Source organism: Adhaeribacter arboris (assembly GCF_003023845.1).
Taxonomy (GTDB): domain Bacteria; phylum Bacteroidota; class Bacteroidia; order Cytophagales; family Hymenobacteraceae; genus Adhaeribacter; species Adhaeribacter arboris.
The window spans coordinates 643,352-669,425 of sequence record NZ_PYFT01000001.1 but is presented as its reverse complement, the minus strand read 5'-3'; the positions used below and the strand labels follow the sequence as shown (position 1 = coordinate 669,425).

27 protein-coding genes are annotated in these 26,074 nt (G+C 40.7%); 14 read left to right on the top strand and 13 right to left on the bottom strand.

Annotated elements, in window-relative coordinates; all coding sequences use genetic code 11:
- Positions 1-23: 23 nt before the first annotated feature.
- Entirely contained in the window at positions 24-842 is an 819-nt protein-coding gene (surE, locus tag AHMF7605_RS02830; protein WP_106926249.1) for a 5'/3'-nucleotidase SurE, read from the bottom strand.
- Between the two features lie 200 nt (positions 843-1,042).
- Between surE and AHMF7605_RS02825 the strand changes: the two genes are divergently transcribed.
- The 3 genes from AHMF7605_RS02825 to AHMF7605_RS02815 all read left to right on the top strand — a co-directional run bounded on the left by AHMF7605_RS02825 (position 1,043) and on the right by AHMF7605_RS02815 (position 3,282).
- Positions 1,043-1,729 carry a hypothetical protein gene (locus tag AHMF7605_RS02825; protein WP_106926247.1) on the top strand — a complete coding sequence of 229 codons (687 nt, stop codon included), beginning with the start codon at positions 1,043-1,045 and terminating at the stop codon, positions 1,727-1,729.
- A gap of 168 nt (positions 1,730-1,897) precedes the next feature.
- Positions 1,898-2,344, top strand: coding sequence for a DoxX family protein (locus tag AHMF7605_RS02820; protein ID WP_106926245.1), 447 nt, complete (start codon positions 1,898-1,900; stop codon positions 2,342-2,344).
- A 506-nt stretch (positions 2,345-2,850) separates the two neighbouring features.
- Positions 2,851-3,282: a DUF5675 family protein gene (locus tag AHMF7605_RS02815; protein WP_106926243.1), complete on the top strand. Its 432-nt coding sequence runs from the start codon at positions 2,851-2,853 to the stop codon at positions 3,280-3,282.
- Between the two features lie 56 nt (positions 3,283-3,338).
- On the opposite strand, the gene AHMF7605_RS02810 is transcribed toward AHMF7605_RS02815, so the two are convergent.
- Positions 3,339-6,278 carry an FAD-binding and (Fe-S)-binding domain-containing protein gene (locus AHMF7605_RS02810; protein ID WP_106926241.1) on the bottom strand — a complete coding sequence of 980 codons (2,940 nt, stop codon included), beginning with the start codon at positions 6,276-6,278 and terminating at the stop codon, positions 3,339-3,341.
- 177 nt (positions 6,279-6,455) lie between these two features.
- On the opposite strand from AHMF7605_RS02810, the gene AHMF7605_RS02805 reads away from it, so the two are divergent.
- From AHMF7605_RS02805 to AHMF7605_RS02780, 6 genes are all read left to right on the top strand, one after another.
- Positions 6,456-7,310 carry an ABC transporter ATP-binding protein gene (locus tag AHMF7605_RS02805; RefSeq protein ID WP_106926239.1) on the top strand — a complete coding sequence of 285 codons (855 nt, stop codon included), beginning with the start codon at positions 6,456-6,458 and terminating at the stop codon, positions 7,308-7,310.
- Positions 7,294-8,070, top strand: a complete 777-nt coding sequence (locus tag AHMF7605_RS02800; protein WP_106926237.1) for a hypothetical protein — start codon at positions 7,294-7,296, stop codon at positions 8,068-8,070. The genes AHMF7605_RS02805 and AHMF7605_RS02800 overlap by 17 nt, the downstream gene beginning before the upstream one ends.
- A gap of 16 nt (positions 8,071-8,086) precedes the next feature.
- A complete protein-coding gene (locus AHMF7605_RS02795) occupies positions 8,087-8,500 on the top strand; it encodes a GntR family transcriptional regulator (RefSeq protein ID WP_106926235.1) in 414 nt (137 codons plus the stop codon).
- Positions 8,501-8,722: 222 nt separating this feature from the next.
- Positions 8,723-8,983: a hypothetical protein gene (locus tag AHMF7605_RS02790; protein ID WP_106926233.1), complete on the top strand. Its 261-nt coding sequence runs from the start codon at positions 8,723-8,725 to the stop codon at positions 8,981-8,983.
- 20 nt (positions 8,984-9,003) lie between these two features.
- Positions 9,004-9,447, top strand: a complete 444-nt coding sequence (locus AHMF7605_RS02785; RefSeq protein ID WP_106926231.1) for a hypothetical protein — start codon at positions 9,004-9,006, stop codon at positions 9,445-9,447.
- A gap of 34 nt (positions 9,448-9,481) precedes the next feature.
- A complete protein-coding gene (locus tag AHMF7605_RS02780) occupies positions 9,482-10,285 on the top strand; it encodes an alpha/beta hydrolase (RefSeq protein WP_106926229.1) in 804 nt (267 codons plus the stop codon).
- A 61-nt stretch (positions 10,286-10,346) separates the two neighbouring features.
- Here AHMF7605_RS02780 and AHMF7605_RS02775 read toward each other — a convergent pair whose 3' ends face one another.
- Positions 10,347-10,754 (bottom strand): cupin domain-containing protein, encoded by a 408-nt coding sequence (locus tag AHMF7605_RS02775; protein ID WP_106926227.1) that lies wholly within the window; start codon positions 10,752-10,754, stop codon positions 10,347-10,349.
- Between the two features lie 566 nt (positions 10,755-11,320).
- Here AHMF7605_RS02775 and AHMF7605_RS02770 point away from each other — a divergent pair.
- Positions 11,321-11,722 carry a GlcG/HbpS family heme-binding protein gene (locus AHMF7605_RS02770; protein ID WP_106926225.1) on the top strand — a complete coding sequence of 134 codons (402 nt, stop codon included), beginning with the start codon at positions 11,321-11,323 and terminating at the stop codon, positions 11,720-11,722.
- Between the two features lie 200 nt (positions 11,723-11,922).
- On the opposite strand, the gene AHMF7605_RS29425 is transcribed toward AHMF7605_RS02770, so the two are convergent.
- The 3 genes from AHMF7605_RS29425 to AHMF7605_RS31070 all read right to left on the bottom strand — a co-directional run bounded on the left by AHMF7605_RS29425 (position 11,923) and on the right by AHMF7605_RS31070 (position 13,197).
- A complete protein-coding gene (locus tag AHMF7605_RS29425) occupies positions 11,923-12,219 on the bottom strand; it encodes a hypothetical protein (protein ID WP_146153498.1) in 297 nt (98 codons plus the stop codon).
- 60 nt (positions 12,220-12,279) lie between these two features.
- Positions 12,280-12,810: a DUF4126 family protein gene (locus tag AHMF7605_RS02760; protein ID WP_106926221.1), complete on the bottom strand. Its 531-nt coding sequence runs from the start codon at positions 12,808-12,810 to the stop codon at positions 12,280-12,282.
- A 246-nt stretch (positions 12,811-13,056) separates the two neighbouring features.
- Positions 13,057-13,197, bottom strand: a complete 141-nt coding sequence (locus AHMF7605_RS31070) for a hypothetical protein (RefSeq protein ID WP_394336181.1) — start codon at positions 13,195-13,197, stop codon at positions 13,057-13,059.
- Between the two features lie 488 nt (positions 13,198-13,685).
- Between AHMF7605_RS31070 and AHMF7605_RS29605 the strand changes: the two genes are divergently transcribed.
- A complete protein-coding gene (locus tag AHMF7605_RS29605) occupies positions 13,686-13,841 on the top strand; it encodes a hypothetical protein (protein WP_158267440.1) in 156 nt (51 codons plus the stop codon).
- 302 nt (positions 13,842-14,143) lie between these two features.
- On the opposite strand, the gene AHMF7605_RS02750 is transcribed toward AHMF7605_RS29605, so the two are convergent.
- A complete protein-coding gene (locus AHMF7605_RS02750; protein WP_106926217.1) occupies positions 14,144-14,764 on the bottom strand; it encodes a GNAT family N-acetyltransferase in 621 nt (206 codons plus the stop codon).
- Positions 14,765-14,799: 35 nt separating this feature from the next.
- The gene (locus AHMF7605_RS02745) at positions 14,800-15,351 is read right to left on the bottom strand and encodes a carboxymuconolactone decarboxylase family protein (protein ID WP_106926215.1); all 552 of its coding nucleotides are present in this window, start codon (positions 15,349-15,351) and stop codon (positions 14,800-14,802) included.
- A 537-nt stretch (positions 15,352-15,888) separates the two neighbouring features.
- On the opposite strand from AHMF7605_RS02745, the gene AHMF7605_RS02740 reads away from it, so the two are divergent.
- Positions 15,889-17,118, top strand: coding sequence for an MFS transporter (locus tag AHMF7605_RS02740; protein WP_106926213.1), 1,230 nt, complete (start codon positions 15,889-15,891; stop codon positions 17,116-17,118).
- 510 nt (positions 17,119-17,628) lie between these two features.
- Here AHMF7605_RS02740 and AHMF7605_RS02730 read toward each other — a convergent pair.
- The 5 genes from AHMF7605_RS02730 to AHMF7605_RS02710 all read right to left on the bottom strand — a co-directional run bounded on the left by AHMF7605_RS02730 (position 17,629) and on the right by AHMF7605_RS02710 (position 23,548).
- On the bottom strand, positions 17,629-18,918 hold the full coding sequence (locus AHMF7605_RS02730; RefSeq protein ID WP_106926209.1) for a M16 family metallopeptidase: 1,290 nt from the start codon (positions 18,916-18,918) through the stop codon (positions 17,629-17,631).
- Positions 18,919-18,931: 13 nt separating this feature from the next.
- Positions 18,932-20,299 (bottom strand): M16 family metallopeptidase, encoded by a 1,368-nt coding sequence (locus tag AHMF7605_RS02725; protein ID WP_106926207.1) that lies wholly within the window; start codon positions 20,297-20,299, stop codon positions 18,932-18,934.
- Positions 20,300-20,670: 371 nt separating this feature from the next.
- Positions 20,671-21,186 carry a hypothetical protein gene (locus AHMF7605_RS02720; protein WP_106926205.1) on the bottom strand — a complete coding sequence of 172 codons (516 nt, stop codon included), beginning with the start codon at positions 21,184-21,186 and terminating at the stop codon, positions 20,671-20,673.
- 139 nt (positions 21,187-21,325) lie between these two features.
- Positions 21,326-21,877, bottom strand: coding sequence for a DinB family protein (locus AHMF7605_RS02715; RefSeq protein WP_106926203.1), 552 nt, complete (start codon positions 21,875-21,877; stop codon positions 21,326-21,328).
- A 246-nt stretch (positions 21,878-22,123) separates the two neighbouring features.
- The gene (locus AHMF7605_RS02710; RefSeq protein WP_106926201.1) at positions 22,124-23,548 is read right to left on the bottom strand and encodes an MATE family efflux transporter; all 1,425 of its coding nucleotides are present in this window, start codon (positions 23,546-23,548) and stop codon (positions 22,124-22,126) included.
- Positions 23,549-23,959: 411 nt separating this feature from the next.
- On the opposite strand from AHMF7605_RS02710, the gene AHMF7605_RS02705 reads away from it, so the two are divergent.
- Together AHMF7605_RS02705 and AHMF7605_RS02700 are read left to right on the top strand one after the other, a co-directional pair.
- Positions 23,960-24,451, top strand: a complete 492-nt coding sequence (locus AHMF7605_RS02705) for a hypothetical protein (RefSeq protein ID WP_199200182.1) — start codon at positions 23,960-23,962, stop codon at positions 24,449-24,451.
- Between the two features lie 302 nt (positions 24,452-24,753).
- Positions 24,754-26,031, top strand: coding sequence for an MFS transporter (locus AHMF7605_RS02700; protein ID WP_106926199.1), 1,278 nt, complete (start codon positions 24,754-24,756; stop codon positions 26,029-26,031).
- The last annotated feature ends 43 nt before the right edge of the window (positions 26,032-26,074 follow it).

The window sequence follows — 26,074 nt, the reverse complement described above, 5'->3', positions numbered from 1 at the left end:
GCCGTAATACTTAAAAAGGCTCTTTATTCAAGAGCCTTTTTAAGTATTTCCGGTTTGTTTTCCTTTTCTAACTGCCACTCATTATTGATTTGAGCAATGGCGTGATAAGCGGTCATATCGTACTGACACGGCACCACGGAAACGTAGTTATGCGCCAGTGCCCACTCATCGGTATCTTCGCCTTTGTCGGGGTTTACGAAGCTCCCGGTCATCCAGAAGTAGCGCCGCTTATTGGGGTCTAAACGTTCGTCGAATTCTTCCTGCCAGCGGGCATGCGCCTGGCGGCAAACTTTGATTCCCGCAATTCCTTTTTCCGATTTTTTGGGAATATTTACGTTTAAAGCGGTATTTACCGGTATGCCGTGTTTTAAAGCTTGCCGCACAATTTGTTCTACGTACGGTTCGGTATGCGAAAAATCGGCTTCGTGGCCGTAGTCGCACAGCGAGAAACCAATAGCTGGCAAACCCTCAATCGCGGCTTCAATTGCGGCCGACATGGTACCCGAATACAAAACACTAATGCTGGAGTTAGAACCATGATTAATGCCGCTCACTACTAAATCGGGCTGCCGATTTTTAAGGACGTGGTGCTTCGCCAGCTTTACGCAATCCGCGGGAGTGCCGGAACATTCATACGCTTCTACATCGGCAAAAGCAGTTGATTTATCTAACCGCAAAGTATTGGCTACGGTAATGGCGTGTCCCATGCCCGATTGAGGACTATCCGGCGCAACTACTACCACTTCACCAATTCGTTTCATTACTTTTACTAAGGTGCGAATACCCGGGGCGGTAATGCCGTCGTCGTTAGATATTAATATTAAAGGTTTTTTCGGAGTCATAAGAGATCAAATAAATAAGGCGGCAAATTAAGAGAAATACATCAGCGTTGTATTAACAATCCTTTCATTATCCATACTAGTAAATAATCCAAGGGTTAACCAAACTGCCATTTTCCTTTCCCATACAGTATTTTTATAACCTTACGGGATGCAAATTAGTTAAAGAAGGCAGAATAACTCGCTTTAACAAGGATCTGTTCATGAAAATAAATTTGTTTCTACTAGTACTGAGCCTCACTTTACTAAATTGTCAACCTAAAAAATCCGAAGAACAAACTACTAGTACTGCGGCAATAGCGGCGGATTCTGCGAACTCCGAAGTAGTACCGCCGGACCGGACGGTAACTCGTCTTGATTCTGTTGGCGAAGCCGCTTCTTCTCCGGCACCTAACTTGGTTTCCGAAAATGCAGGTTCCGCGAATAATTGGCAAATTACCCGCCGTCAGATTGGTCCTATCCGGATAGGTATGCCGGTGAACGAGATGCGAAAAACAATACCGACTCAGTTAGTAAAAGAAGTAGCTATTACGAGAGAAGGAAGAGGTTACCACGCTTACGAAATCCGACATTCCGAAAAAAATACCCAAGCCGGCTTACGCGTAGAAGAAACTTGTGAACCAACCTGTAAAGTATGGCGGGTTCTGGTGCAAGACCCGGCTTATAAAACCAAAGAAGGTTTGGGGATTGGGTCTACTCTGGGCGAAGTGAAAAAACATTATAAAATTACTTACCTGGGCGCCGGCGAAACCGAAATTGTCGCTGTATCCGACGAAGCTAAGCTTACTTTTATGCTCAACGTGAGCAAGGTTCCCCCTAAACAAGTGCCGCACTTGAATCTAAAAAATACGCCCGATAATACCCCCATAATCGGGATGCTGCTATTATAAATTCATTCGTTCCTGAGTTAGCTTTTTAAAAAAATTTCTTCGCGCAAAACTTTTATAATCAATTTTTTACCTGGGGCTCGACCAGACAGACTCCTCTTAGGCTATCGCTACTATCAGCAGTTATCTTATATTTGTTTTAACTTCTAAACCCTAAACGTACCGATTAAGATGAATTTTTTCCGCAACTTTTATCCCACCCGAAATTTTGGTTTACTTCTGTTACGCGTAGGGATTGGTTGGGCTTTTATGATGCACGGGTTTCCGAAAATTAAAGGTGGTCCTGAATTCTGGGAGCAAATTGGTGGCGCGATGGGTAATTTAGGGATAACCTTTGCTCCTGTTTTTTGGGGATTTATGGGAGCTTTTGCGGAGTTTGGGGGTGGCTTTTTGTTGTTATTAGGTTTGTTCTTCCGGCCGGCTACGCTTTTATTATTTTTTACCATGTGCGTAGCAACTACCATGCATATAAGTAAGGGTGATGATTTTAATACCTATTCGCACGCTTTGGAATCTGCTATTTTGTTCCTTAGCCTATACTTTATTGGTCCGGGAAAAATCAGCCTGGATAATAAGCTATTTAGCGTGCCCGATCAATCCCGGCGGTTAAGCAATTAAGTTTTCTCTAACGAATTGTCTGTAAGATTTTAGTTTGCTTCAGAAAGGAAGGATTGGCTTAACGCTTATTTTCCGGAAAACAAATTTTTACTAAGTTCTATAAAAAACTACTTTCGCGAGCGTCTATGCTCGTGAAGACTATCTGGCAGGCCTCTGGCCGGGCGAACCCATAAGACTTTGTGAAAATGTAAAATAAGATAGTTAAATGTTTACCGTCCAGAGTCCGGACGATGCGCAACACGAGCGAGGACACTCGCGAAAGTAGTTTTTTATAGAACTTAACGGCCCTAGCTTCCAAAGGGAACATTTATTAATTTTGCGATGGTGCAATTACAACTAATTTGCAGCATTTCTAAATATAAACTATTCATCATCAATCAAATAATGAAAAAATACTGAAAAATCAGTATTGCGAAAACTTATCATTGATTAGATATTTACCGGCGGTACTCAATAGCTTTAAATAGCTAAAAAGACAGAAATCTACCCTTTAAATCTAATTATGTATGCAAATAAAAGTTGTTCGCTCGGTGTACACGCCTACCTCTACCTTAGGCAAAATGTTTATCAATAACGAGTTCTTCGCTTTTACCTTAGAAGACACGGATAGAAACCTAAAAGGCGAGTGCCGGAAAAAGCAAAAAAGTCAAACGGCCATTGATAGTGGCACTTACCCGGTAGTACTTAGTTTTAGTAATAATTTTCAGAAGTATTTACCGCTGTTACTCAACGTTCCTTGCTTTGAAGGCATCCGGATTCACGGGGGAAATACTTGCCAAGATTCCCTGGGTTGTATTTTAATTGGAGAACATAGCAACATGCAAGATAAAATCTGGAACTGCGCCAGCAAAGTAAGTAGTTTAGTAGCTTTATTAAAATCGGTCGAGAAAAAAGAAAAAATCTGGATCGAGATCGAGAAAGAAGCCGCTATTGCCTGATAAAATTTCAAAGCGCAAAACTTGGCATTTCTCAAAATCTACCCAGTTAAAAAAACTTATTTAAGCAGAGCTTCCCACAAAATTTCTACCGGATGCAAGGCTTGCCGCGAAGTACCATCTTTAATTTGGTGCCGGCAAGAAGTTCCGGGAGCGGCAATTAACACGTCGGGTCCTGCTTCACGCACGGCCGGAAACAAAACTAGTTCCCCAATTTGCATGGAAACCTCGTAATGCTCGGCTTCGTACCCAAACGAACCCGCCATGCCGCAGCAACCCGACGGAATAATGCTTACCTGGTAATTAGCGGGCAAGGCCAGCAATGTAACCGTAGTAGTTTGCGAAGTTAAAGCTTTCTGATGACAATGCCCGTGTAGTTTAATGTGCCGGGCAGTTAATGTAAATTGCTCCGGACGAATAAAACCAAGGGCTACTTCCGCCGCCAGAAAATCATCGAGGTAAAAGCTATGGCGGGCCAAAGCGGTTGCCTGGGATAATAAAGAATCCGGTACTAAATCCAGGTATTCATCGCGTAAGGTTAAAATAGCCGATGGTTCCAGTCCTACAATGGGGGCTTCTTTCGTAACCACTTTACTTAATAACTCCACATTGCGAACAGCAATTTTCTGGGCGTTGCGCACCAAACCTTTCGATAAGTAAGTACGGCCGCTTTCTACGTGTTCGGGAATTATAACATTGTAGCCTAAAGCTGTCAGTAGTTGAATACCTTTTATGCCAATCTCAACATCGTTGTAATTGGTAAACTCATCGTTAAAAAAGAATATTTTTCGCCCTGAATTTAAATCAGGATTATTTTTTTTCCATTTTTTATACCAGCTATGCAGGGTAGTTTTAGCCAGAACCGGAAGCGAACGCTGCGGGGCAAAGCCCACTATTTGTTTGGCTAATTTCCCGGTTACGCCTTTCCCCATTACAAAATTATACGCCCAAGGCATGGTAGAAGCTAAAGCATTCAGTCGGGTAAAATTCCCAATCAGGCGGGTGCGTAAAGGAGTGCCGTTGGCATCGTAGTAATGTTGTAAAAACTCAGCTTTCATTTTAGCAATATCCACCCCCGACGGACACTCCGATTTACAACCTTTGCAGCTAATGCATAAATCCATCACGTCTTTTATTTCCTCGTGATTAAAGCCGTTTACATTGCCTTCCTGGGTGAGAAACTGGCGCAGAATATTGGCCCGAGCCCGGGTAGTATCTTTTTCCTGGCGGGTAGCCATGTAACTGGGGCACATCACGCCGCCGGTAAGGTGCGTTTTACGGCAATCGCCGGAACCCGAACATTTCTCGGCTAACCGCAAAATACTTCCCTGGCCCGCAAAACTGAAAACTGTATTAATTTTTGGATTAGGTTGATCGGGCACGTAGCGCAGGTATTCGTCCATGGGCGGAGTATCCACGATTTTACCGGCGTTAAATATAAAATTCGGGTCGAAGATGCGTTTTACCTCCCGGAATAATTCGTAAACCTCCGGACCCATAATTTCGGGAATAAACTCGCCCCGCAGACGACCATCGCCGTGTTCGCCGCTTAACGAGCCATTGTATTTTTTTACCAAGTCTACGGTTTCGGCCAGTACCGTCCGGAAAAGAGTTTTACCAGCCGCTGTTTTTAAGTTAAGCATGGGTTCTACGTGCAATTCGCCGGCTCCCGCGTGGGCGTAATACGAGGCGACTAATCCGTGCCGGTACAATAATTGGTCGAGATCCATCACGTACTGGGGTAAATCTTCAATGGCTACCGCGCAATCTTCGATGAGGTTAACCGGTTGTTCGTCGCCGGGCATATTACGCAGCAAACCCAATCCCCCCTTGCGCACGTCCCAGGCTTTTACCGCATCACTGCCAAATAACACCGGAAAAGCATAACCCAGACCCTTTTGTTTCAACTCTTGAATCAAGGCTTCGGCCATAACTTGGCATTGATCGCGGTCATCAGCAAAAAACTCAACCATTAAAATAGCTTCCGGATCGCTCTGAATAAAAAACCGATTCGGCAATTGACTCAGGTTATCTTTGGTAAAATCCAGGATGCGCTTGTCTACCAATTCCGAAGCATACACATCGTGGCGCATTGCCACCAGGTTGGCTTGCAGCGCCTCGCCTATACTTGTGCAATGAATGCACAACAAGGCGTTTTCCGAGGGAGGCAGCTCCATTAATTGCAGCTTCAGTTCCGTTAAAAAGCAAAGCGTACCTTCGGAACCGGCAATTAATTTACACAAATTAAAAGGCGTATGGTTCGGTGAGAAAGGCACTGTGTCCAATAAGGCATCTAAGGCATAACCGGAATTGCGGCGGGTAATATTTTTATGCGGAAATTTTTCCTGAATAAAAGATTGGTTTTCCGGTTTGTGCAGCAGCTGAAACAAGTTTTTATAAATAGTACCTAAATAGCTGTTGTCAGCCAGTACTTGGCTTAGTTCAGGTTCGGTAAGGGCGCCAATTGTAGCTTCTTCGCCGTTGCTTAATAGAACTTTCGCTGCCAGTAAATGGTCGCGGGTAGAGCCCCAACGAATACTGTGCAAACCGCAGGAATTATTGCCAACCATTCCCCCAATCATAGCCCTACTAGCCGTAGAAGTTTCGGGGCCGAACATCAGGCCAAACGGTTTTAATTTTTTATTCAGGTCGTCGCGAATTACGCCGGGTTGCACCCGCACCCATTTTTCGGTAGGGTTAATTTCCAGAATCTGATCGAAGTACTTTGAAATATCTACTACGATACCGTTACCCACTACTTGCCCGGCCAAGGAAGTACCGGCCGCCCGCGGAATAAGCGTTACACGGGCCGCAGCGGCAAACTGGATAAGCGTTTTTAAATCAGCCTCGTTTTTGGGCAAAGCTACCGCCAAGGGTTTTTCCTGGTAAATAGAAGCATCCGAGGCATAAACCAGGCGCATGGCATTATCTAATCCCGTATTCTGATAATAAAATTCACCTTGTAAAGCTGCTTTTAATTCCGAAAGGCTGTTTGTCATGGGGTTAAAATAAACTAATTTCTTAACAAAAATACAAAAGTTTCCTCTTGCTAAAGCTAGCGGCGAATCAGAAGCGAATGACCAATTATAAAAAATATTTAATAAAATTTTGTATTGCTAATTTAAATTCTACATTTGTAGTGTACTATGTCACTAATACACTATAACAACAGGACTATGATCCGCATCAACAGTTTAAGTTTTGGCTACTCCCGCAAGTCGTTGCTCTTCGAGAATTTAAATTTAACCTTAGCCGAAGGGCATATTTATGGGTTGCTCGGGAAAAACGGAGCGGGCAAATCTACCTTGCTCAAAAACATGGTCGGACTAGCTTTTCCTCACTCGGGCACTTGCCAGGTAGATAGCCATTCCGCGGTGGATCGTTTGCCTTCGGTTCTAGAAGAATTATATTTTATTCCGGAAGAGATTTATGTACCCACCTTAACAGCCGACCAATTTTTAAGGTACACGGCCGGCTTTTATCCCAAGTTTAATCAAACGCAGTTTTACCATTATCTGCAAGAATTGGATGTACCCCGGGAAGCTATTTTAGATAAGCTTTCTTTTGGGCAACAGAAAAAATTTATGGTAGCATTTGGTTTGGCCTCAAACACTCGCTACCTGATTATGGACGAACCTACCAACGGTCTGGATATTCCCTCAAAAGTACAGTTCCGGAAAATAATGGCTTCGGCTTTAACCGAGGACCGCTGCATGATTATCTCCACGCACCAGGTTCGTGATTTAGATAGCCTGATTGATACGGTGGTAATTTTACATAACCGGGAGATCGTAGTAAATCAGGAACTAGATAAAATTTCGGAACAACTGCTGTTTACTCATGCGGCCAATTCGTCAGGTTCAGAAGTACTATACGCCGAAGACTCCGTACGGGGCAAGCAGGTTATTTTACCTAATACAGGCACCCATTACAGTAAAGTAGACATGGAATTACTTTTTAACGCCATCATCAGCGGTAATCAACAAATTATTAAGCTTTTAAACCAGCCGGTATATGAAAAATCATTTTAATTTCAGCCGTTTCGCGCGACTATTTGGCAAGCACACCGCCGAACATATAAAATGGTACCTGATGGCTACCGCCGTACTTATTGGCGCCATGAGTTTGATGCTGGGTTTTGTGGCCTACATGCAAAGCTACCCCATTGACTTAGAGGAACAGTCTTTAATTTTTATTTTTGGTATACTAGGGGCTGGCTCTATTTTTACCAGTATTGTATTTGCCCACTTAGGCGATAAAAAACAAGCTATTGCCGCCCTAACCTTACCCGCCTCCCATTTTGAAAAATACCTGGTAGGCTGGATTTATTCTTTCCTGATTTTTATACTGGTATTTACCGCCAGCTTTTACCTGGTAGTGATAACCATTATTAGTTTGGATAACCAAGGACCTGAGCCGACAAAATTGCTCAATATTTTTTCCCCGACCAATAGAATTTATCTGGTATTTCTGCTTTATGCGATGGTCCACGCCATTGCTATCTGGGGATCTATCTACTTCCAACGGCTACACCTTATTAAAACTGCTTTTGCCTTTTTTATCGTTTTTCTGCTGGTTATTTTTTTCAATCTGCAATGGCTGGAAGTACTATTTAATAAAGATTTAGCCGTAGCCGTACCTTTTGGGTCTATCGGTTTTCATGATAAAAAACAATATTATTTAGTTGAGTTGCCGGAGGCGCAGCATAGTTTAACTTTTTTATTGCCTTTAGTATTAGCAATTATTTTATGGATTACGGCTTTTTTTGGTTTGAAAGAAAAGCAAGTTTAGAGGAGGAGAATGGATTATGGAATTTAGAGAAAACGAAGCAATTTACCTGCAGATAGCGGCCTACGTGAGCGAAAATATTCTGTTAGGTAAATGGCTCACAGAGGATAAAATACCATCGGTGCGGGATTTAGCCGTAGAATTACAAGTAAACCCCAATACTGTAATGCGCACGTATGAGTTTCTGCAGAACCAGGAAGTAATTTATAACAAAAGAGGAATTGGTTTTTTTGTGGCCCCCGCCGGAGATAAGAAAATTAAAAGTTACCGCAAAGAACGCTTTTTACAACAAGACTTGCCCGAGTTTTTTCGTAATATTTTTCTGCTGGACATTAACCTTGAAGAAATTCAGCAACGCTACGAACGCTTTAAAGCAGAAAATTTTAATTCCAGCAACGGCAACGGATTAAGTAAAAACGGATCGGCAACTTAGAAGGCTACAAAGTAAATCAAGACAAGCGAGTACAGGATATTAGCCTTAAAATAATCTGTATTCTTCCGTTACCTATCTTACCTCTGCAAAAAAGAATCCTATGGAAAAGTAAGTAACCACCTAGACCCAACTTTACAGGAGGGAACCTTTGGTAAAAACTATTGCGAGTAAAAACACTTAGCCGATTTATCTTAAACGTAAACTTTTATTTTTTATAAAACCATGAAGACCAGTACTGTTTTACTTCTAACGGCTTTTTTAATTCTGCTTGGTTCACTAGCGGCTTACAACATGGCCTTAAAAAATGAATACAACAAGGGCACGTACAAAGATCCTTACCATAATTACATTACCTTAAACTACCGCGATTTTGACCAGGTTGAAATTAACCCGGCTACCGAAATGAATGTAAAAATTAAAGCGGGTCCTTTTAGTGTACAGGTTCACCCACACGCCACTGATTTGGTAAAAATTAAAAAATAGGTCAACGCCTGCAAGTAGATTTGGTTTACCCGCAAGATAAGGAAGCCTTCCACTGGCAGGAAATTGTAGTGATTACCTGCCCGGAGATTAAAAATTTAAAAACAAATGCTTTTTATACCCTAAAAGGAAAAAAAGTAAATTCCACAGAAACCAATCACAACTATTCGTTAACCCTGCAGGGATTTAAACAAGCCAATCTAAACTTGCAGCAAGATAAAGCCAGTGCCGTGAATTTATCGGGCAATTCAATTAACCGGTTAGACGCCATTGTAGGTTGGAGTACCTTGAGTAATTCCCGGTTGCAAATAGACAAAACAAATTCTATTCAGGAAGCGGACCTGGATATCCGGAATGAGAGCGAATTAATAATAGAGAATGTAAAGATACCTAAGCTTAAATACCAATTTTCGGATAGTGCCCGGGTAACTTTTTCCGGTTCTGCTTTGGGAGTTATCGCTCAATAGTTAGTTCATTCTTTACTTATCCTTTGCCACCAGGATGAATAATAGTAAACTTATTTTAATCTTAATTTCCCTGATAATTTTAGTTTATTTTGGTATTTACGGCTTTTTGCAATCCATTAAAGAAGAACAAGGAAATATTTTCAAGAGTCAAAAACTGCCCGCTGATTTTAAATATTCTCTCAATTCCAATTTTGAGGAGTTAAACTTTCCCTCAAAAAATGGCGGGCTACTTAATTCTTTGTTGTTTAGAGTGGATCATTCTAAAGGCGTTATTTGCTTTTGGAAGGGCAACGGAGGAACTTTAAAGAACTGGGGAGAAATTGCGCCGCACTTTTTGAAATTAAATTACGATATTTTTATTACCGATTACCGGCAACACGGCAAAAGCCAAGGAAGCATATCCTTAGAAAATTTTTATTCGGACGCTCAAACGGTATACGATGCTTTGAAGAAAAGATATCCCGAGAATAAAATTGTAATTACCGGCTATTCTTTGGGTGGCCGGATTGCGGCTCATTTGGCAGCCAGTAATTTACCGCGGCTAACTATATTAATTGATGCCGCCTCTACTACCGGAGATTTTAGTGAAAGATTTTTCGAAGCCATGTATTATCCCCTGCCCTTAACTAATAATTTTTTGTTTCAGACGGAAACGGATATCCGGAAAGCGAAATCGCCAGTGGTTATTATCGCCACCGAAAATCCCAATAGCCTTTCGCATCAATTGAAACCACTCCGGCAAAACAAGGGTACTTTCTTCCAAATAAAAGGAGCTACCCACGAAACCATTTTAACCCATAACACTACGGCTAAAATAATTGCCAAGGTATTGAAATAGCAGTCGCCGTATACCGTTAATGGGGTATATTCCTGCTCCAACTTGTAACTGTATAGCCCACCTAAGAGGCTGGTGGAGTTGCGCGTTGCGAGTGCACTTCCGGAATTTGCAGTTGCTGAACAGTTTCACCCTGAAAATCAAACTCAATCAGCACAGCCGGCTCCTCGCCTACTACCCAGCCATCGTGTCCGGGCTCAATGGCTACTACCTGCGGAGCAATGAAATCTTCGGTAAAACCATCCTCGTATTGAATCCGCAAATGTCCTTTTGCCAGAAAACCGGCATGGGCATGCATGCACAAATCCGTACCAATTATGGGTTTCATATCCGTAGACCACCGGAAGCCAATCGGGTAAATAACCCGTTTTACCCGGGCTGCCCCGGTTTGCATAAAATCTAGCTGTACACCACCTACTAAGCGGTGTTCGGCACCCGACATGGGGGCTAAAAGGATATCGGTAGTATTCATAAGACTCTCTTCAACATTAAGGTTTACAGATAAAGATAAAATACACCTGCGCCGCGTTAAATTAGAAATTAGCAGCAATAACTTTTCTGAAAGGCAGTTTTCAAGATTCATTGTCCCTTTCAGCTCAGGAAATATAATGGATTATCCGTTAAAAGCAATATTGATTTTCATAAGTAACCGGACAAAAATTATTTACTACATTCAATGCCACTATTATTTCAAAAAAATTATCACTACAAAATTTTTAGATTAAGCAAAATTTAATAGCCTGCTACTTGGTTGTAGTACTCTATTTTATTTCTTCCCACTCGATTAATCCTCCGGACAACGCTACAACTCTGTCTGTTAGAACCCAAATTTCATATTTTAGGTAAACTGCTTGCTCACCAAGATAGAATAGGAGAAAAATAAACAAGAAGAAACCTGACATATTTGATAATTAAGCGAATAAATTGCTGATTTACTTATTAAAACCAAACCGCCTTTTCTTTAAAGCATTTTTTGTTCCTTTGATGAAAATTTACAGTGCCTCTACTATCTTGTTAAACTTATTACTAAAATAAAAGATGAGCCTAACCTTAAAACAAGCAGAAGCAGCTATTCAGGCTGCCCAACAAAAAGCCCAAGAACTGGGCGTGAAAATGAATATTGCCGTGGTAGATGCCGGCGCAAATGTAACTGCTTTCGCCCGCATGGATGGGGCCTGGCTAGGTTCCCTGGATATATCCATTAAAAAAGCCAAAACGGCTCGCTTTTTCGATATGAATACCGGTGAAATTGGCAAACTCTCCCAACCTGGAGGTCCGCTTTATAACATCGAGCATTCTAACAATGGTTTAATTTCGTTTCCGGGCGGCATTCCTATTCGCAACAAGTCCGATGAAATTATTGGCGCCATTGGTGTATCCGGCGACACCGTAGAAAATGACCACACGGTGGCAGAAGCAGGAATTCAGGCTATCCAATAAAAAAACATACGTTCAGGTAGAGGTGCCTCCTGCAACATCTCTACCTGAACGTATCATTTGAAAAAGCAACAATCTTTTCCCAACTGATTAGAATATACAGGGGTAATACGTTTAAAGCAAATCTTGTTTTTCGGGCCGCTGCTAAAAAGCGCCCTAGTATTTTTTACCTTTTGTTATAGACTGTATTTCTTTATTCTATATTATAAAAAATGTAAAGCTAAGTTTAATATGAAGATTATAACAACTCCATTTGCCAATAATCCTATGACATGGGCAACCATTCTTTCTTTGGAGTTTGTCTTCTTAATCGCCGCTTTTATTAAATCAACTAATAACCAAATAACCCCAATAAGCGTGAATACAAAACCTAAAATAAATGAAGCAGGCGGTGTATGACTATGAGAAAAGCCTAATTTAAAACCTAAAATTGATGTAATAGTGAAAGCAATTAAATAGTATAACCAAACTATCTTAGAATTCATTTTTTCTTTCTTCACCGAAAGTAAATCGCTCTTATGTAAATAATACTATTACGTAGCATCTCAGTACTTTAATAATTAAGATGCAGTTAAATTCTTTACATTGGCCATAACTTCAGTATTTAAGGATGCTTTAGCCAGACTTATGCCTAAAGTTGCCACAAGTCCATCTTCCAGGAGAGCCCAAACCAAATCGGGAACGGGAGTTTTCTGGCTTAATCTGGTGCGAAGGTAATAGAAACCGTAAGAGGCAGCCAATGCACCCACACCGCCCAGTAAAGCACCCACTTCTTTAGATTGGCCGTTATGCTCACTCCAGGCTGTTCCTACCAAAGCACCCGATAAAAGTCTTACTACTAATACCGGCGCGGCAATTCTATTTGGGGCACCCGGTAATTTATCGCCAACAACTTCAGAAGCGGCCAAAATTTTTAAAGTAGTAGCCACCCGACTTGATTGTAGAAAACTTAAAAAGGACCCTGACAGACCTGCATCCGGCATGTGAGCAAAAAGATGACTGGAAAAAGCAGGAGCCGATAAGCTACGCATGCCCGCCATTACTCCCCAAGCGAAAGCTTGTCCATTAACGGTATATGTTTTAGTTGCCATGTTTCATAAAGATTACAGATGCTTGTATACGGTAACCAGACAATTTGACTACTTAAAATGGTAAATTATAAGAAAAGAAAATCTGAAATCTAAACTGGTAAGATCTTTCGCTTACCTTTTGCTTCTATCCGGTAAAAAATGGTTGGCTGATCGTTGCTAATTTTCTCAGCATCAATTTGCATATCCAACCGCTCACATACCTTTTTAGAAGCCTGATGCGGGGTATTGCAAGCAGTAGCCAAGTACTTAAAATGTAATTGTGTAAAGGTCTCGAACCGCCCGAGCCGCTTCCGTAGCTAAACCGGATTTAGTGTATTCCGGTAACAATCCATATAATAAATGCGGCTGGTCTTCCTCAAAAAAGAACCACAAGCCCGCAAAACCCAAGTAAGTTTGGTCTTCCTTCCGAATTATTTTCCATAGCCCCCAATTGTCTTGCTTAAAATATTCTTCGTTGGTTTATAAAATAGCTTCGGTTTGTTCCCGCGCAATAATCTGATTATCTCACAAATATTCCCGGACAAACGGATTCGTGAAAGTAAGGTGCAATACTGTTCCATCTTCCGGTTCGAAAGGAAATAAAATTAACCGGTTTGTTTCCAATATCTTTTTCATCTTGCTTCCTAAAACCATTTTTAAAAGTTAGGATAGTTATTATAACAAGTTATAAGATAAACCGTTACATGCTGGAGCCAGATGGAGACGGGGGTATGAAACAAAAAATTACTATTGGTATTTCTTTCCTTATTTTACGGACATTCTTTGTGGGCACAAACGGCCGATACTTCTAAAACGAATCCACCTAAATTATTTCTCAACTACCCCGGCAACTGCTTTCCGGATTTTGTTAAACCGAGCTTACGCTGTTTGATGTGGTGCGCGACCAAGCCCAAGCCGACATTCAAGTACTTATTATTGATGCCGATAACGCTGGCGGCGGAAAGCTGTATCCTTTAACTTTTATTGGGCAGAATCATTTTCAGGAGCTTCACGATACGCTCACGTTTTCGACCAAAGCTTCCGACACCTAAGCCATTATTCAAAAGCAACTTATTCAAAAACTCAAACAAGGTTTAATCTGCTATCTGGCCCGAATCGAACTAGCCGATGAAATTACCTTAAAATTTAAAAAACGAGCTCTGGAAGAAGCCATTTTTTAGGCGAACACCAATTGCCCGCCAAGTTTTCGTATTATTCTCAAATAGGCATTAATTATACCTTTGGTTCTACTAATAACTCGGTGGTAAATGTTCGCTTAAATCAAATTGATCAGTCCATTTCTACTTATAACCGGCTAAAACCAGTACACTTCATTAACTTTCGATAAAAATAGTTAGCTTTCAAAACAAACCTTAACCGGAGCAACATCCGCAAAAATAGTTTGCCGGATAGCCAGCCATTCGGTTTTAATAATGCTGAAGTAAATAGAATCGCGGCGCCGGCCACCCGGCATCAGCATGTGGCTACGAAGCACTCCTTCGGCGGTAGCCCCAATTTTTACCAGAGCGGCCTTGGCACGTTCGTTTAAGTTATCGGTTTTAATTTCAACCCGTTCCATTTGCATGGTTTCAAAAGCGTATTGCAGCAAAGCAAATTTACAATGCCGATTAATTTGAGTACCCCGAAAAGTAGCACCTAACCAACTCCAGCCTATTTCGAGGCGTTTATCGTAAAAAGAGATATTGCCATAGCTGGTACTGCCACATACCAAACCCGTTTCTTTCTGAATAATAGTAAAAGGCACGCGGCGGGCAGAGGCATAGTCTGTTTCGGCTTCTTCCACCCAAGCTTTTAATTGGGGTAGTTCGTTTAATTCTTTGGTAAAATAACGCCAAAGTTCTTTGTCCTGAGTTAATGGATGAAAATTAACAGTATCCGTTGGCTGCAGAATGCGGAGCTTTACTTTGTCCGTTTCCAAGGTAATATTAGGCGGAAAAAACGTACTAAAATCCATTTAATTTGCTTTGTTTCGTGGAGCAAATATATTTTCTAGGTTTTTATTTTTTTAGAACTTGGGAATTTTAATTCGTCGGAAGTAAGCCTCAGCGGTTTAGCCATTAAGTTAAAATAATTCTCGGTGGCATTTATCCAGGTAATTTTTACAATTTCGGTTTCGTTAAAATAGCTTCTTAGATTTTCGAAGGTTTGTTCACTTGCGGTTTTTGTCAAATTCACTTCTTCCAGGTACAGTAAGAGGCTTTTTTCTTTAGGGGTGAAATTTGTGCTTTCCCGAAAGTTGAACAATTCTTTCAATTTCTGAATTTTCAGTTTTTCCTTAGCGGCCCCGAATTCCTGCGCATTGGAGCAAAACGTACATTCGTTTAAGTGCGCCGTATAATACCGGATTAAAATTTTGATTTCTTTGGGCAAGCGCAGCTTATTTTCGGTGGTAATAATTTTGTACGAAGCCATCATGATGGGCGTGCTGCGGGCGTAGATGTACCGTAAAGGGGCAATTACTTTCCCGAATTCTCTTTTACTCAAGAAATAAGCAATCTTTAACAAAATAGATTTAGGCTTATCAACTGGCTTTAGTTTCATGGCTTATTAGAAGTTAATAACGGGAAAAGACCACTGTCTTTAATTCTAATACATCAAAATAGTAAGCTCTTAATCTTTACATATTATTCTTTACTCTGCTTAGTTATACTCCTCGAAAACTTTTGAATCTCCCTTTTATTTGTTTTAAGCAGGTCCAACTTAGTGGTAAGTCTGGTATGCCGGTTTAAGGTGTTATAGATAATTTTTTAAGGTGTTATAGATAATTTTTAATTACCTGTTTGTTCTGACCTAAACTATTGAAAAATTTAAATTAGTAAAACATGCGTTACGCTTCTTTTCTACTGGCCTTTACTATAACCCCGGACAAAGTTTTTTCCTAATTTAGATTTTGACTTACTACCTATCTTACCCCGGCTGAAAAATTTAGTTGGGGTATTTTTTTATAATAACTTTGCAGCTCTTTTTAATGCATGATGTTAGAAATTCATCTTAAACTTAAAGAAAACATTTAATATCCAGTCCGGATGAATTGCCCTATTGGTTCTTCCTGCCGTATAACCAGAATATTTTTTTGCTATGAAGAATACCCTTACCGAAGAAACCACTTTGACCAAACAAATTGCGCAGCAAACGGTTTTCCCGATTCTTTTTGCCATTAGCTTCTCGCATTTGCTCAACGATACGATGCAATCGCTGATTCCGGCAATATACCCGATCCTAAAATCTTCCTTTCGCTTAGACTTTGCCCAGATTGGCTTAATAACGCTCACCAACCAGTTGACGGCCTCTATTTTGCAACCTTTTGTGGGGCTTTATACCGATAAAAAACCACAACCATACGCTTTGGTAATTGGTATGGGGTTTACTTTGATTGGTTTGCTGCTTTTATCCCAGGTGGCTAACTTCGGGCTAATATTGCTGGCGGTAGGTTTAGTGGGGGTGGGTTCTTCTATCTTTCATCCGGAAGCTTCCAGAATGGCCCATTTGGCTTCTGGTGGTCGGCGGGGTATGGCGCAATCCTTGTTTCAGTTGGGTGGTAACGCCGGCAGCTCACTGGGTCCTATTTTAGCGGCCTTAATTATTGTACCCTACGGTCAAGGGAATCTGGGATGGTTTTCGTTAGCTGCTTTACTCGCTATGTTGGTACTGGGTTGGGTGGGCAATTGGCAAAAAAATCATACGGCTTTAATCAAAAAGAAAATAGTAGCCGTTCCCGCCGAAACGCATCTAGCCTTATCGCGCAACAAGGTTATCATGTCGCTGGTAATTTTGCTTATATTAATATTTTCGAAACACGTGTACCTAGCCAGCATGACCAGTTATTTTACTTTTTACCTGATCGATAAATTCCACGTGTCGGTACAAAGCTCCCAGATGTATCTGTTTGTGTTTTTATTTTCGGTGGCAGCGGGTACTTTTATTGGTGGCCCAATTGGCGACCGGTTTGGGCGCAAATACGTTATTTGGGGTTCTATTTTAGGAGTAGCGCCGTTTACCTTGCTTCTGCCCTACGCCAATTTATTCTGGACCGCCGTTTTAATTGTGTGTATCGGCGTTATTCTTTCTTCTGCTTTTTCGGCTATTTTAGTATATGCCCAGGAACTGGTACCAGGTAAAGTGGGTCTAATTGCCGGCTTATTCTTCGGATTTGCCTTTGGTATTGCCGGTATTGGTTCAGCCATACTCGGTAAAGTGGCGGACCAAACCAGTATTGATTTTGTTTTTAAAATTTGCTCTTTCTTACCGTTAATCGGGTTATTAACCTTCTTTTTACCAAATCTGGAGAAGAATAAAATTAAACATTAATAAATGAATACCTTTTTTTAAGATTACTCACATTGAGCCGGAGCAATACCTTCATTTTATACGGATAAATTCTATTTGAGAAGCTTTAGTATTTCCGAAACGAAACAGTAGCAGCCAAGGAGAAGAAAAATTAAACCACCCACAAAGATATTTATCTCTGACCAAAAAAGCATTGCTAGTGTCAAGCTTCCAAAATTTATGCTTTACCATTGCTATCCACCCAACAGCAATCCAAAAAATACTCAGCAAAAAAATCACAGTATCCATATAATTACTTTTTCTTTTGTTCTCCCACACTAAATTCAATCAATTTACCCCTAATAACCTTTGACAGAATTATTTTCCGGAAAGATTATAAAGCATCTAAGTTTTATAAAGACTATGAAGATTAACATAAGAGGGAGAATAAAAAATTAACTACTGAATTTACGCTTTATACCATTTAATTAAATAAAAAGGCTGACTTTTGATTAAAGCCAGCCTTTTACATTTCTATTTAAATTTAAATTTTTATTTTTGATTAAAAGCTTCTTGGGCTAGTTGTTTATCGCCTAAATAGGCCCAACGGATACCTTTGGTGTATTTTTGAAAAGCCGCGTTCATTTCTTGGGTAGTAACATTATTTATTTTGTTAATCATGTCTTCGCTCAGTTTCCAATCGCCAAAAATTTCAGCTTCTCCTAAACTTTCCACTAAAGACTGGGAGCTTTCCAGGGTATGGTAATACCCTTGTTTTACACTTTTCTTTAATAGAGTTAGCAACTCCGCTGATACCTGGTTCTGGCGCATGCGCACGTATTCGGTGGCAATGGTTAGTAAGGTAGCTTTAGGATTGGTGGAACTAGCGTAAAGAGTAGCATAAGGCAATTGGCGCATGGTAAGCGTTGCGCCCGGATCGTAGGAAAGATTTTGTTTCATTCTTACTTCCTGAAAAATCCGGCCACTCAAAGCTTTAATGGTTAACAAATAAGCCGGAAAATCCGGGCTGTTCATGGCGGGTGCATTAATTAAGCCGCACATATAATTTGTAGCTAGCTCGCGTTGTTCCCAAACCAGTCGTTGCTCCTGGAATAACGCGTTGGTATAAACAAAAGGAGTATAAGGTTTATCTGGCAACCCGGAAAATGATTCTTTGATTTTTCGCTCTAAATCTTCCCGCGAAATCTTACCTGCTACCACCAGAAACATGCGGTTTTTATTTAACAGGTGGTGGTAATAATAATTTTTTACACTATCAGCGGTAAATTTTGAGAGGGTTTCTTCTTCGCCGAGCGGGCTTTTAGCGTAAGGAGTGCCGGCAAAACTCAAACCAATGGCTAATTCTTCCAGCCGATCTTCCGGATCGGCACTTCTTTCCCGGATAGCGGCCATTATTTTATCCCGTTGCATAGCAAAGCATTTTGAATCAAAAGTGGGCTTTAAAATCGCCTGACTCCACAAATTCCAGCCTTCGTTAAAATAATCAGCCACGCAATCCAGGTTAATCGTGCCGTAATCGTACTCCGAATACCCCGATATGTCAATGCCGTATTCGTCGGCCATATCCCGGAAAGTTTCTTCCTTATATTTTTGCGTGCCACCAGTAGTAGCCGCAGCTAAGGTTAAGTTTTCTAAACCGGCCTGCGCTAAAGAAAAGTTGGTAACGCCACCCCGGTAAAACATTCTTACACTAATGGTTTCTTTCTGGGTAGGTTTAAAAATTACTTTTAGGCCATTTACGGTGAAAGTAGTGGTGGCCGATTGAGCGCCTGCGGTAAAGGAAAGCAGGCTGATAAAAAGGATTAAACAAATATTTTTCATGCCCTTTAGGGTATTAATTTTCTTTAAAAAATTGGGTTGATTTAAGCTCCCGGTTCATCGTGCTGTTAATGAGCAAACCGGCACAATAAGGCTTATTTTTAATGTATTTTCGCACGTAGGCCTGCAAATCGGCTTTGGTTACCTTGTTCAGGTTTTCCTGGTAAGTAGTATAATAATCCACCGACGACGAAGCCCACCAGAACGATAAGGTATGCGCATATTCTTCCGTAATTTCGTTTCGTTGAACTTGCTCAATGGCTAGCAAACGTTTGGCCCGTTCCATTTGCTTATCGGTAAAGTAATCTTCGGAATCCCACAAGGCAATTTGCTTTTTCATTTCAGCCAAACATTCCTGAATCCGATCGGGGTTGGGCGTTACGTAAAAACTGATTGGTCCCACGTACTTCTGAGTATAATAATTTACTCCGGTATTTAAGGCTAAACCAGAGGCTTCGAGAGCTTCAAATAATCGCGAAGCTTTTTGATTTACAATAAAAGAAAAAACATCGGCGGCAAAAGTACCGGCTACATCATTACGCGTATCAGGTCCCTGCCACGAAAACATAATACTGGGCACCTGGGCAATGTCTGATTCAATTACAAAATAATCTGTTTTGGTTAATGGGCTAAACTCCGGCACCGGCCATTTCTGAAAAATGTCAAACTTAGAAGCATTCCAGCTGCCAAAAACTTTGGCGGCTTCCGTAAAGGCCTCTTCGTGGTTAACATCACCGGCTACTACTAAAATAGAATTGTTGGGATAGTAGTATTTGCTTTTAATAGCTTCCATTTTATCGGGCGTGGCCGACAAAATAATATTATGATCACCAATTACGTGCTTGCGGGAGTATAAATCGCCCCACAGATGATGATCCACGGCATCTTTTAAAGCATAATACGGGTTGGATTCTTTCCGCTGGAATTCGGCATTTACAATTTCATTTTCCTGCAGCATATCTTCCTTTTTAAATTTAGGATAGCGGATGGCCGAATTCATAAACTTAAAGCCTTGTACTAAATTTTCTTTGGGGAGCGAAAAGTAATAGTTAACCAGTTCCTCGCGGGTAGTGCCGTTATAATCAATATCCAGTTCGTTTACCCGGTTATGATAAGCCGCCTGATTGGGGTAGTGTTTGTTAGCTTTAAAAAATAAGTGTTCGTACAAGTGGCTTAAGCCATTAAACTCGGGTGGTTCGGTAAAAGAGCCGTTTTTGCAGGCAATTTCAATAGTAACCATCGGCACCGTATGGTCTTCTAAAACCAGAATTTCCAGGCCATTCGGTAGCTTTTGAAAAAACATGTTGGGTGGCAATTTTTGCTGGGCTTCGGCAGCTCCCATCAACAAGCAGAAAATAACACTAAGAGTAAAAATTTTACGCATAAGCAAATACTAGTAATTTTTAGAGGTGAAGTAAGTTTTGCCGATGCGTTTCAAAAAACGCTCCGAACTTTAAGAATACATATATTATTTTTAATATTTAAACACGGGTGGTCAAACAATGCTCTTAGACAATATTTTGTGTCAGAAAGGAGATATATAAAAGGTTTTTAAGTGAGCAAAAATTCACTCTCCAGACCATAATTAAGAAGAATCCCAATTTTTTTGAAAAGTAATGTTTTACATTACTTAATGGAATGTCCTGCAAATCTTATAAAGCAATTTGTAATTCTATTGGCTTAACGGCTCAGCTAAGAGCACTTTAATGGGATTTAACTTTTGTTGTGCTGAGTATTTTTATCTCAACTGATTTATCAATTAAAATGGAAGTTAAGTCCAAGAACAACTAAAAAGAACAGGTAAATAACAAAAAGGGCAAAATCTACTAAGGTTACATTTCTTTCTTCCAATATGTCCGTTCCACCTCTGCTAGGGCATACTAATTCTTTTCCTTGAACTTTTGTACTTATAAACCTTAATATTTGAAATAATATAAGAAGAAGAGCTGTATTTCTCAATCCAATAGCTGCATGAACTTTCACTCCTTCCAGTAGTGGAATAGTAATTAGTTGGAGATAGATATAGAAATGAATTAAGCTAAAGAAAAACCAAATAAAATAAACTGTTAAATTTCTAAGAGACTTGTAGTTTAAGAAATAGAAAAATACTTGAGTTCCTAAAGGATACCAGAATAAAATATCTTTCTTTTGGACTACCGATTCTGTACTTGTATAAAAAAAGTAAAGACCCAATGAAATAAACGAATAAAGAAGGATTGTTACTATATCCCAAGTTCTTAGTTCTTTAAAGTAAAATATTGTTCTTTCCAATGTTTCTAATATTAAGCACAACTTACAACTAATAGTCTGTAAAAGAATTAGAAAGCAATCCAGAAAATTAAAACCCAGCCCTCATATTTTATAATTGTATCTATTCCAATAAGCACACTTTTAGATTTGTACTGGGAAATTATGAGTCAGAATTCACCTTAAATTCTTGCGGTTGCTTACCTAAGGCCAATTCAATATGCCCAAAATGATGGGCTACGTGCCAAGTTGCCATATAGAACAATTGTTTCAGGCTTAGATTAATTTGTCGGGCGGGATGATAGATGGTTTTACCCAGGGTAGATTCATCTAAGCCATTCACCAGGTATATCAGGCGTTGGTTTACTCCCTTAAATACTAGCAGAGAACCTTGGATGGGCGCCTGTTCGGAGTCAGGCAAAGCAGCCCAATCGTTCATTTGTATGAGAGTAGCCTCGTAATTTAGTTCGGTGAGTGCTTTTTTAAATCGCAAAAAGTTAAGCGAATGAATATCTGCTACGTGATGGGTTAACTGCCGCACTGTCCAGGAACCCGGCCGGTAAGTTTGAGCTAAGTCGGTTTCGGAAAGACAAGTTAAAAGCTCTTCGTAACGAGCAGGGGCTTGTTCCAGCCATTGCAGCAGCGCTAAAATCTCCGGGCGGGTATAATCTGATTTAGGTTGAAAACGGCCAATTGGGTATTGCTGGTGTTCCATGTAATTAAAGAGTAATAAAGGCGATTTACTAAAAACTCCACTAATCTACTTTGCCCTAATAAGCACTATTATTTTTATTGAACGCATCAGGCCTTTCAAAATACTTATGATAAATTAACTTTTTGGTATACTCTGTTTCTTATTTGATTTTGCATCATAAGAAAGACCCGGTAAGTTTAAAACCTACCGGGTCAACCTAACGCAAATTTTAATAAGATACTTAAAAAACACCGTTCATCCCGAGGGTTAAACTTTTATCTTTTTCCATTTGCCTCTCCGGAAAAGAACAATGCTGGCTAAGGTAATAGCTGTTTCGGATACCGGAATAGCAATAAATACCCCGGTTGGTCCCATTTGAAAAACCTTTGCCAGTAAATAAGCCAGGGGAATCTGAAAAAACCAGAAACCAAAAAGATTTACCCAAGTGGGTGTCCAAGTATCACCGGCCCCGTTAAAAGCATTGATTAATACCATACCCATTCCGTAAAAAATATAGCCCAAGCTCATAATCTGGATGGCTTGAATAGCGACTTCCTGAATTTGCAGATCGTTCGTAAAAAAAGAAACAAATACCCGCGCTCCAGCCAAACTAAGTACCGTAATAACCGCCATAAACAACACATTGTATTTAGCCGTTTTTATTACGGAGTCCTCGGCCCGCTGGATTTCTTTAGCACCCAAATTCTGACCGACTAGCGTAGAAGCTGCGTTACTCAGGCCCCAAGCGGGTAGCATAAAAAACATCAGGAGTCGTAAGGCCGTCTGGTAACCCGCCGAACCATGATCACCACCGGTGGTTGCCACTAACTGCGCCAGAAAAATCCAGCTGCACGAAGCAATTACGAATTGCAAAACAGCCGGTGAAGCAATTTTTACTAAAGCTTTCATTTGTGCCCAATCCGGAATAAAGTGGCTGGCTAATACTTTTAAGGTATGTTTACCATTAACTAAATGGTATATCTGGTACAATACGCCTAATCCGCGACCCAAAGTAGTAGCAATAGCTGCTCCAGAAAGCCCAAAAGCGGGTATCGGTCCGAAACCGTTAATAAAAACCGGGCATAAAATTATATTGGTGGCATTGGCTACCCACAAACTTTTCATGGCGATAGCCGCGTTACCCGCTCCTCGGAAAATGCCATTAATCAGGAACAGTAACATAATAAAGATGCTGCTGCCCATCATAATCTGCATAAAAGGTGTACCACGTTGCGCTACTTCCGGCGAAGCACCCATCCATAACAATATGTTAGTGGCAAACACCAATCCTAGAATACTGATGAGAATGTTCAGCCCAACCGAAATTAAAATGGCTTGCATCCCTGCCTTAGCCGCCGCTACCGGCTCTTTTTCTCCGATGCGCCGGGCTACTACGGCCGTAGCCGCCATGCTTATACCAATGGCTAATGAGTAAATAACCGTTAAAACCGATTCGGTTAAACCTACCGTTTGAATGGCGTAGCTACTATTGTGCAAATGGCCCACAAAATACAGATCAACCAAAGCAAATACCGACTCCAGTATCATTTCGAGCACCATTGGTATGGCCAGCAAAATAACAGACCGGCGGATACTGCCAACGGTATAATCTATTTCGCCTCCGTGTAAGGATTCTTTAAGTAATGAAAAGAAAGCAGCTTGCTTTCGCTGAGTTTTGACAGTTTGCGACATGATTAAAAAGAAAAAAATTAAAAAATAATGAGGCACGATGCAGATGCATGGCCTAAAGAATTATTAAGAAAGGAATGGAGCCCTAAATAAAGGTGGGGGCTGCTAAAACAATCATGGACCTTCGCAATTGACGCACAAATATAAACTACTTCATTATCAACATGCAAGATAATTCTTTTAAATTTTTGGAGTATTTCTACAAACCAAAAACCAACGAATTACTTCTCTGTTTTTAACTCTAATTCTATAAAGCCATACAGGTAGAACGGGAGAACTATCCTGTATGGCAATCGTAAAAGCAGAAACATTTTGCCGGAGTTATTTACTTATTTATAAATACTGAAGGCAGATACCTAATTAAATTTTTTAGTAGTACCATATCTATTCAGGATTTAGGAGGAAAGAATTATTATGACGAGCAAGGCAATTATAAATGGATTAGCAGCAGGTTTAGCCGGTGTTGCCGCCATGACTTTGGCCGAGAAAATAGAGCAATTATTTACGCATCGACCAGACTCCTATGTACCCGCCCATACTTTGGAGCGCTTACTAGGATTACCGCATAAACCCGACGAGGAACGTCTAGGTTTAAATTGGACAATGCACTGGGGTCAGGGTATTCTGATGGGTGTTGTTCGTGGCCTTATGGCCGAGTTAGGGGTACGTGGTCCGGTAGGTTCGTTTTTATTCATGAATGTCCGTTTGCTGAGTGACCAAACCCTGGAAAATGTTACGGGCGTAGGCGCCTTACCCTGGACCTGGCCCAAAGATGAACAAGTAATTGATTTGATCCACAAAGGAATATATGCCTTTACTACCGGTATTGTTGCCGACCGGCTTATTGCCGGTCCAGCCAGCGAACCTGTACCTCGTGCAGGCTGGACAGTTGGAAAAAAGCCTTAAAACCAATTTTTGATGCAATTGGGTAGGCATGTTCTACCAGAAATCATTCATTAATGTAATAAACACCTATTCGTTGTTTCCATTTGGTATACTGTACCTTTCCAAACAAACCCGGACAACAGCAAAACGCATCTTCCTTATTAATTTTATTCAAATTTAACTTGTCTCTTAGTTAAGTTACAACCTCGTTCCGCCATCTTATTTCGCTGGAAAATACCAACTGCTTGCAGCTTGGCAAAAAATACTTTATTTTGATTCGCTTATTTAAGAATCAAAAATAACAACTGCCTTATTATTTTACCATGAAAAGAACATTGGCTGCTTCGCGGTGGTATCGCTTAATTCCGGTTGCTTTTATTACGTATAGTCTGGCTTACCTCGACCGGGCAAATTTTGGCTTTGGCGCTGCCAGCAGCATGGCTACCGATTTAAATATTACTCCTGCCACGTCTTCGTTGTTAGGCTCTTTGTTTTTTTTAGGTTATTTCTTTTTCCAGGTTCCGGGTGCGCATTACGCCGCTCATAACAGTGCAAAAAAGTTAATTTTCTGGTCTTTAATTCTTTGGGGAGGTTTGGCCACCGCTACCGGCTTAGTTAGTAATGTGAATTTATTGATTGTAATTCGTTTTATGTTAGGGGTAGTAGAAAGTGCTGTAATGCCTGCCATGCTTATTTTACTAAGTAATTGGTTTACTAAAACCGAACGTTCCCGGGCAAATACTTTTTTAATTCTAGGTAATCCGGCCACTATTCTTTGGATGTCCATATTATCAGGTTACTTAATAAATGCCGTAGGTTGGCGCTGGATGTTTATTCTGGAAGGATTACCGGCCGTAGTATGGGCCTTTTTCTGGTGGCGATTGGTTGACGATAAACCTACCAAAGCCTCTTGGCTGACTGAACCGGAAAAACGAGCCTTAGCCGAACAATTACAGGCCGAACAACAAGGTATAAAACCCGTTAAAAATTACGCCGAAGCATTTAAATCCCGAACAGTTATCTTATTAAGTTTTCAATATGCCTTTTGGAGCATTGGCGTTTACGGTTTTGTAATGTGGTTACCGTCTATTATTAAAGCTGCCCCAAACATGGATATTGTTAAAACCGGCTGGCTTTCGTCGGTGCCCTATGTGTTGGCTATAATTGGCATGTTCAGCGCCTCTTACTTCTCCGATAAAACCTTAAACCGCAAAGCTTTTGTGTGGCCGTTTTTGTTAATCGGGGCTTTGGCTTTTTATGGCTCCTACGCCATTGGTTCCGATAATTTTTGGTTATCGTTTGTTTTACTGATTTTGGCGGGTGGGGCCATGTACGCTCCTTACGGTCCTTTCTTCGCTATTATCCCCGAACTTTTACCCCGTAATGTGGCGGGTGGCGCCATGGCTTTAATAAATAGTATGGGGGCTTTGGGTTCTTTTGCCGGAGCCTATATTGTGGGTTACTTAAACAGCTCTACCAAGAGCTTTGGCGCTTCTTACCTCTTTATGGCAGGCTCGCTGTTGTTATCTGCTTTAATAACCTTATACGCAGTAAGAGGCACCCGCACCAAAACTCCTGAACCAATTAAGCAGGCGGTATAAAACTTTAGTAAACACAGCCACAATAAAAATCCTGGTCCAAGAA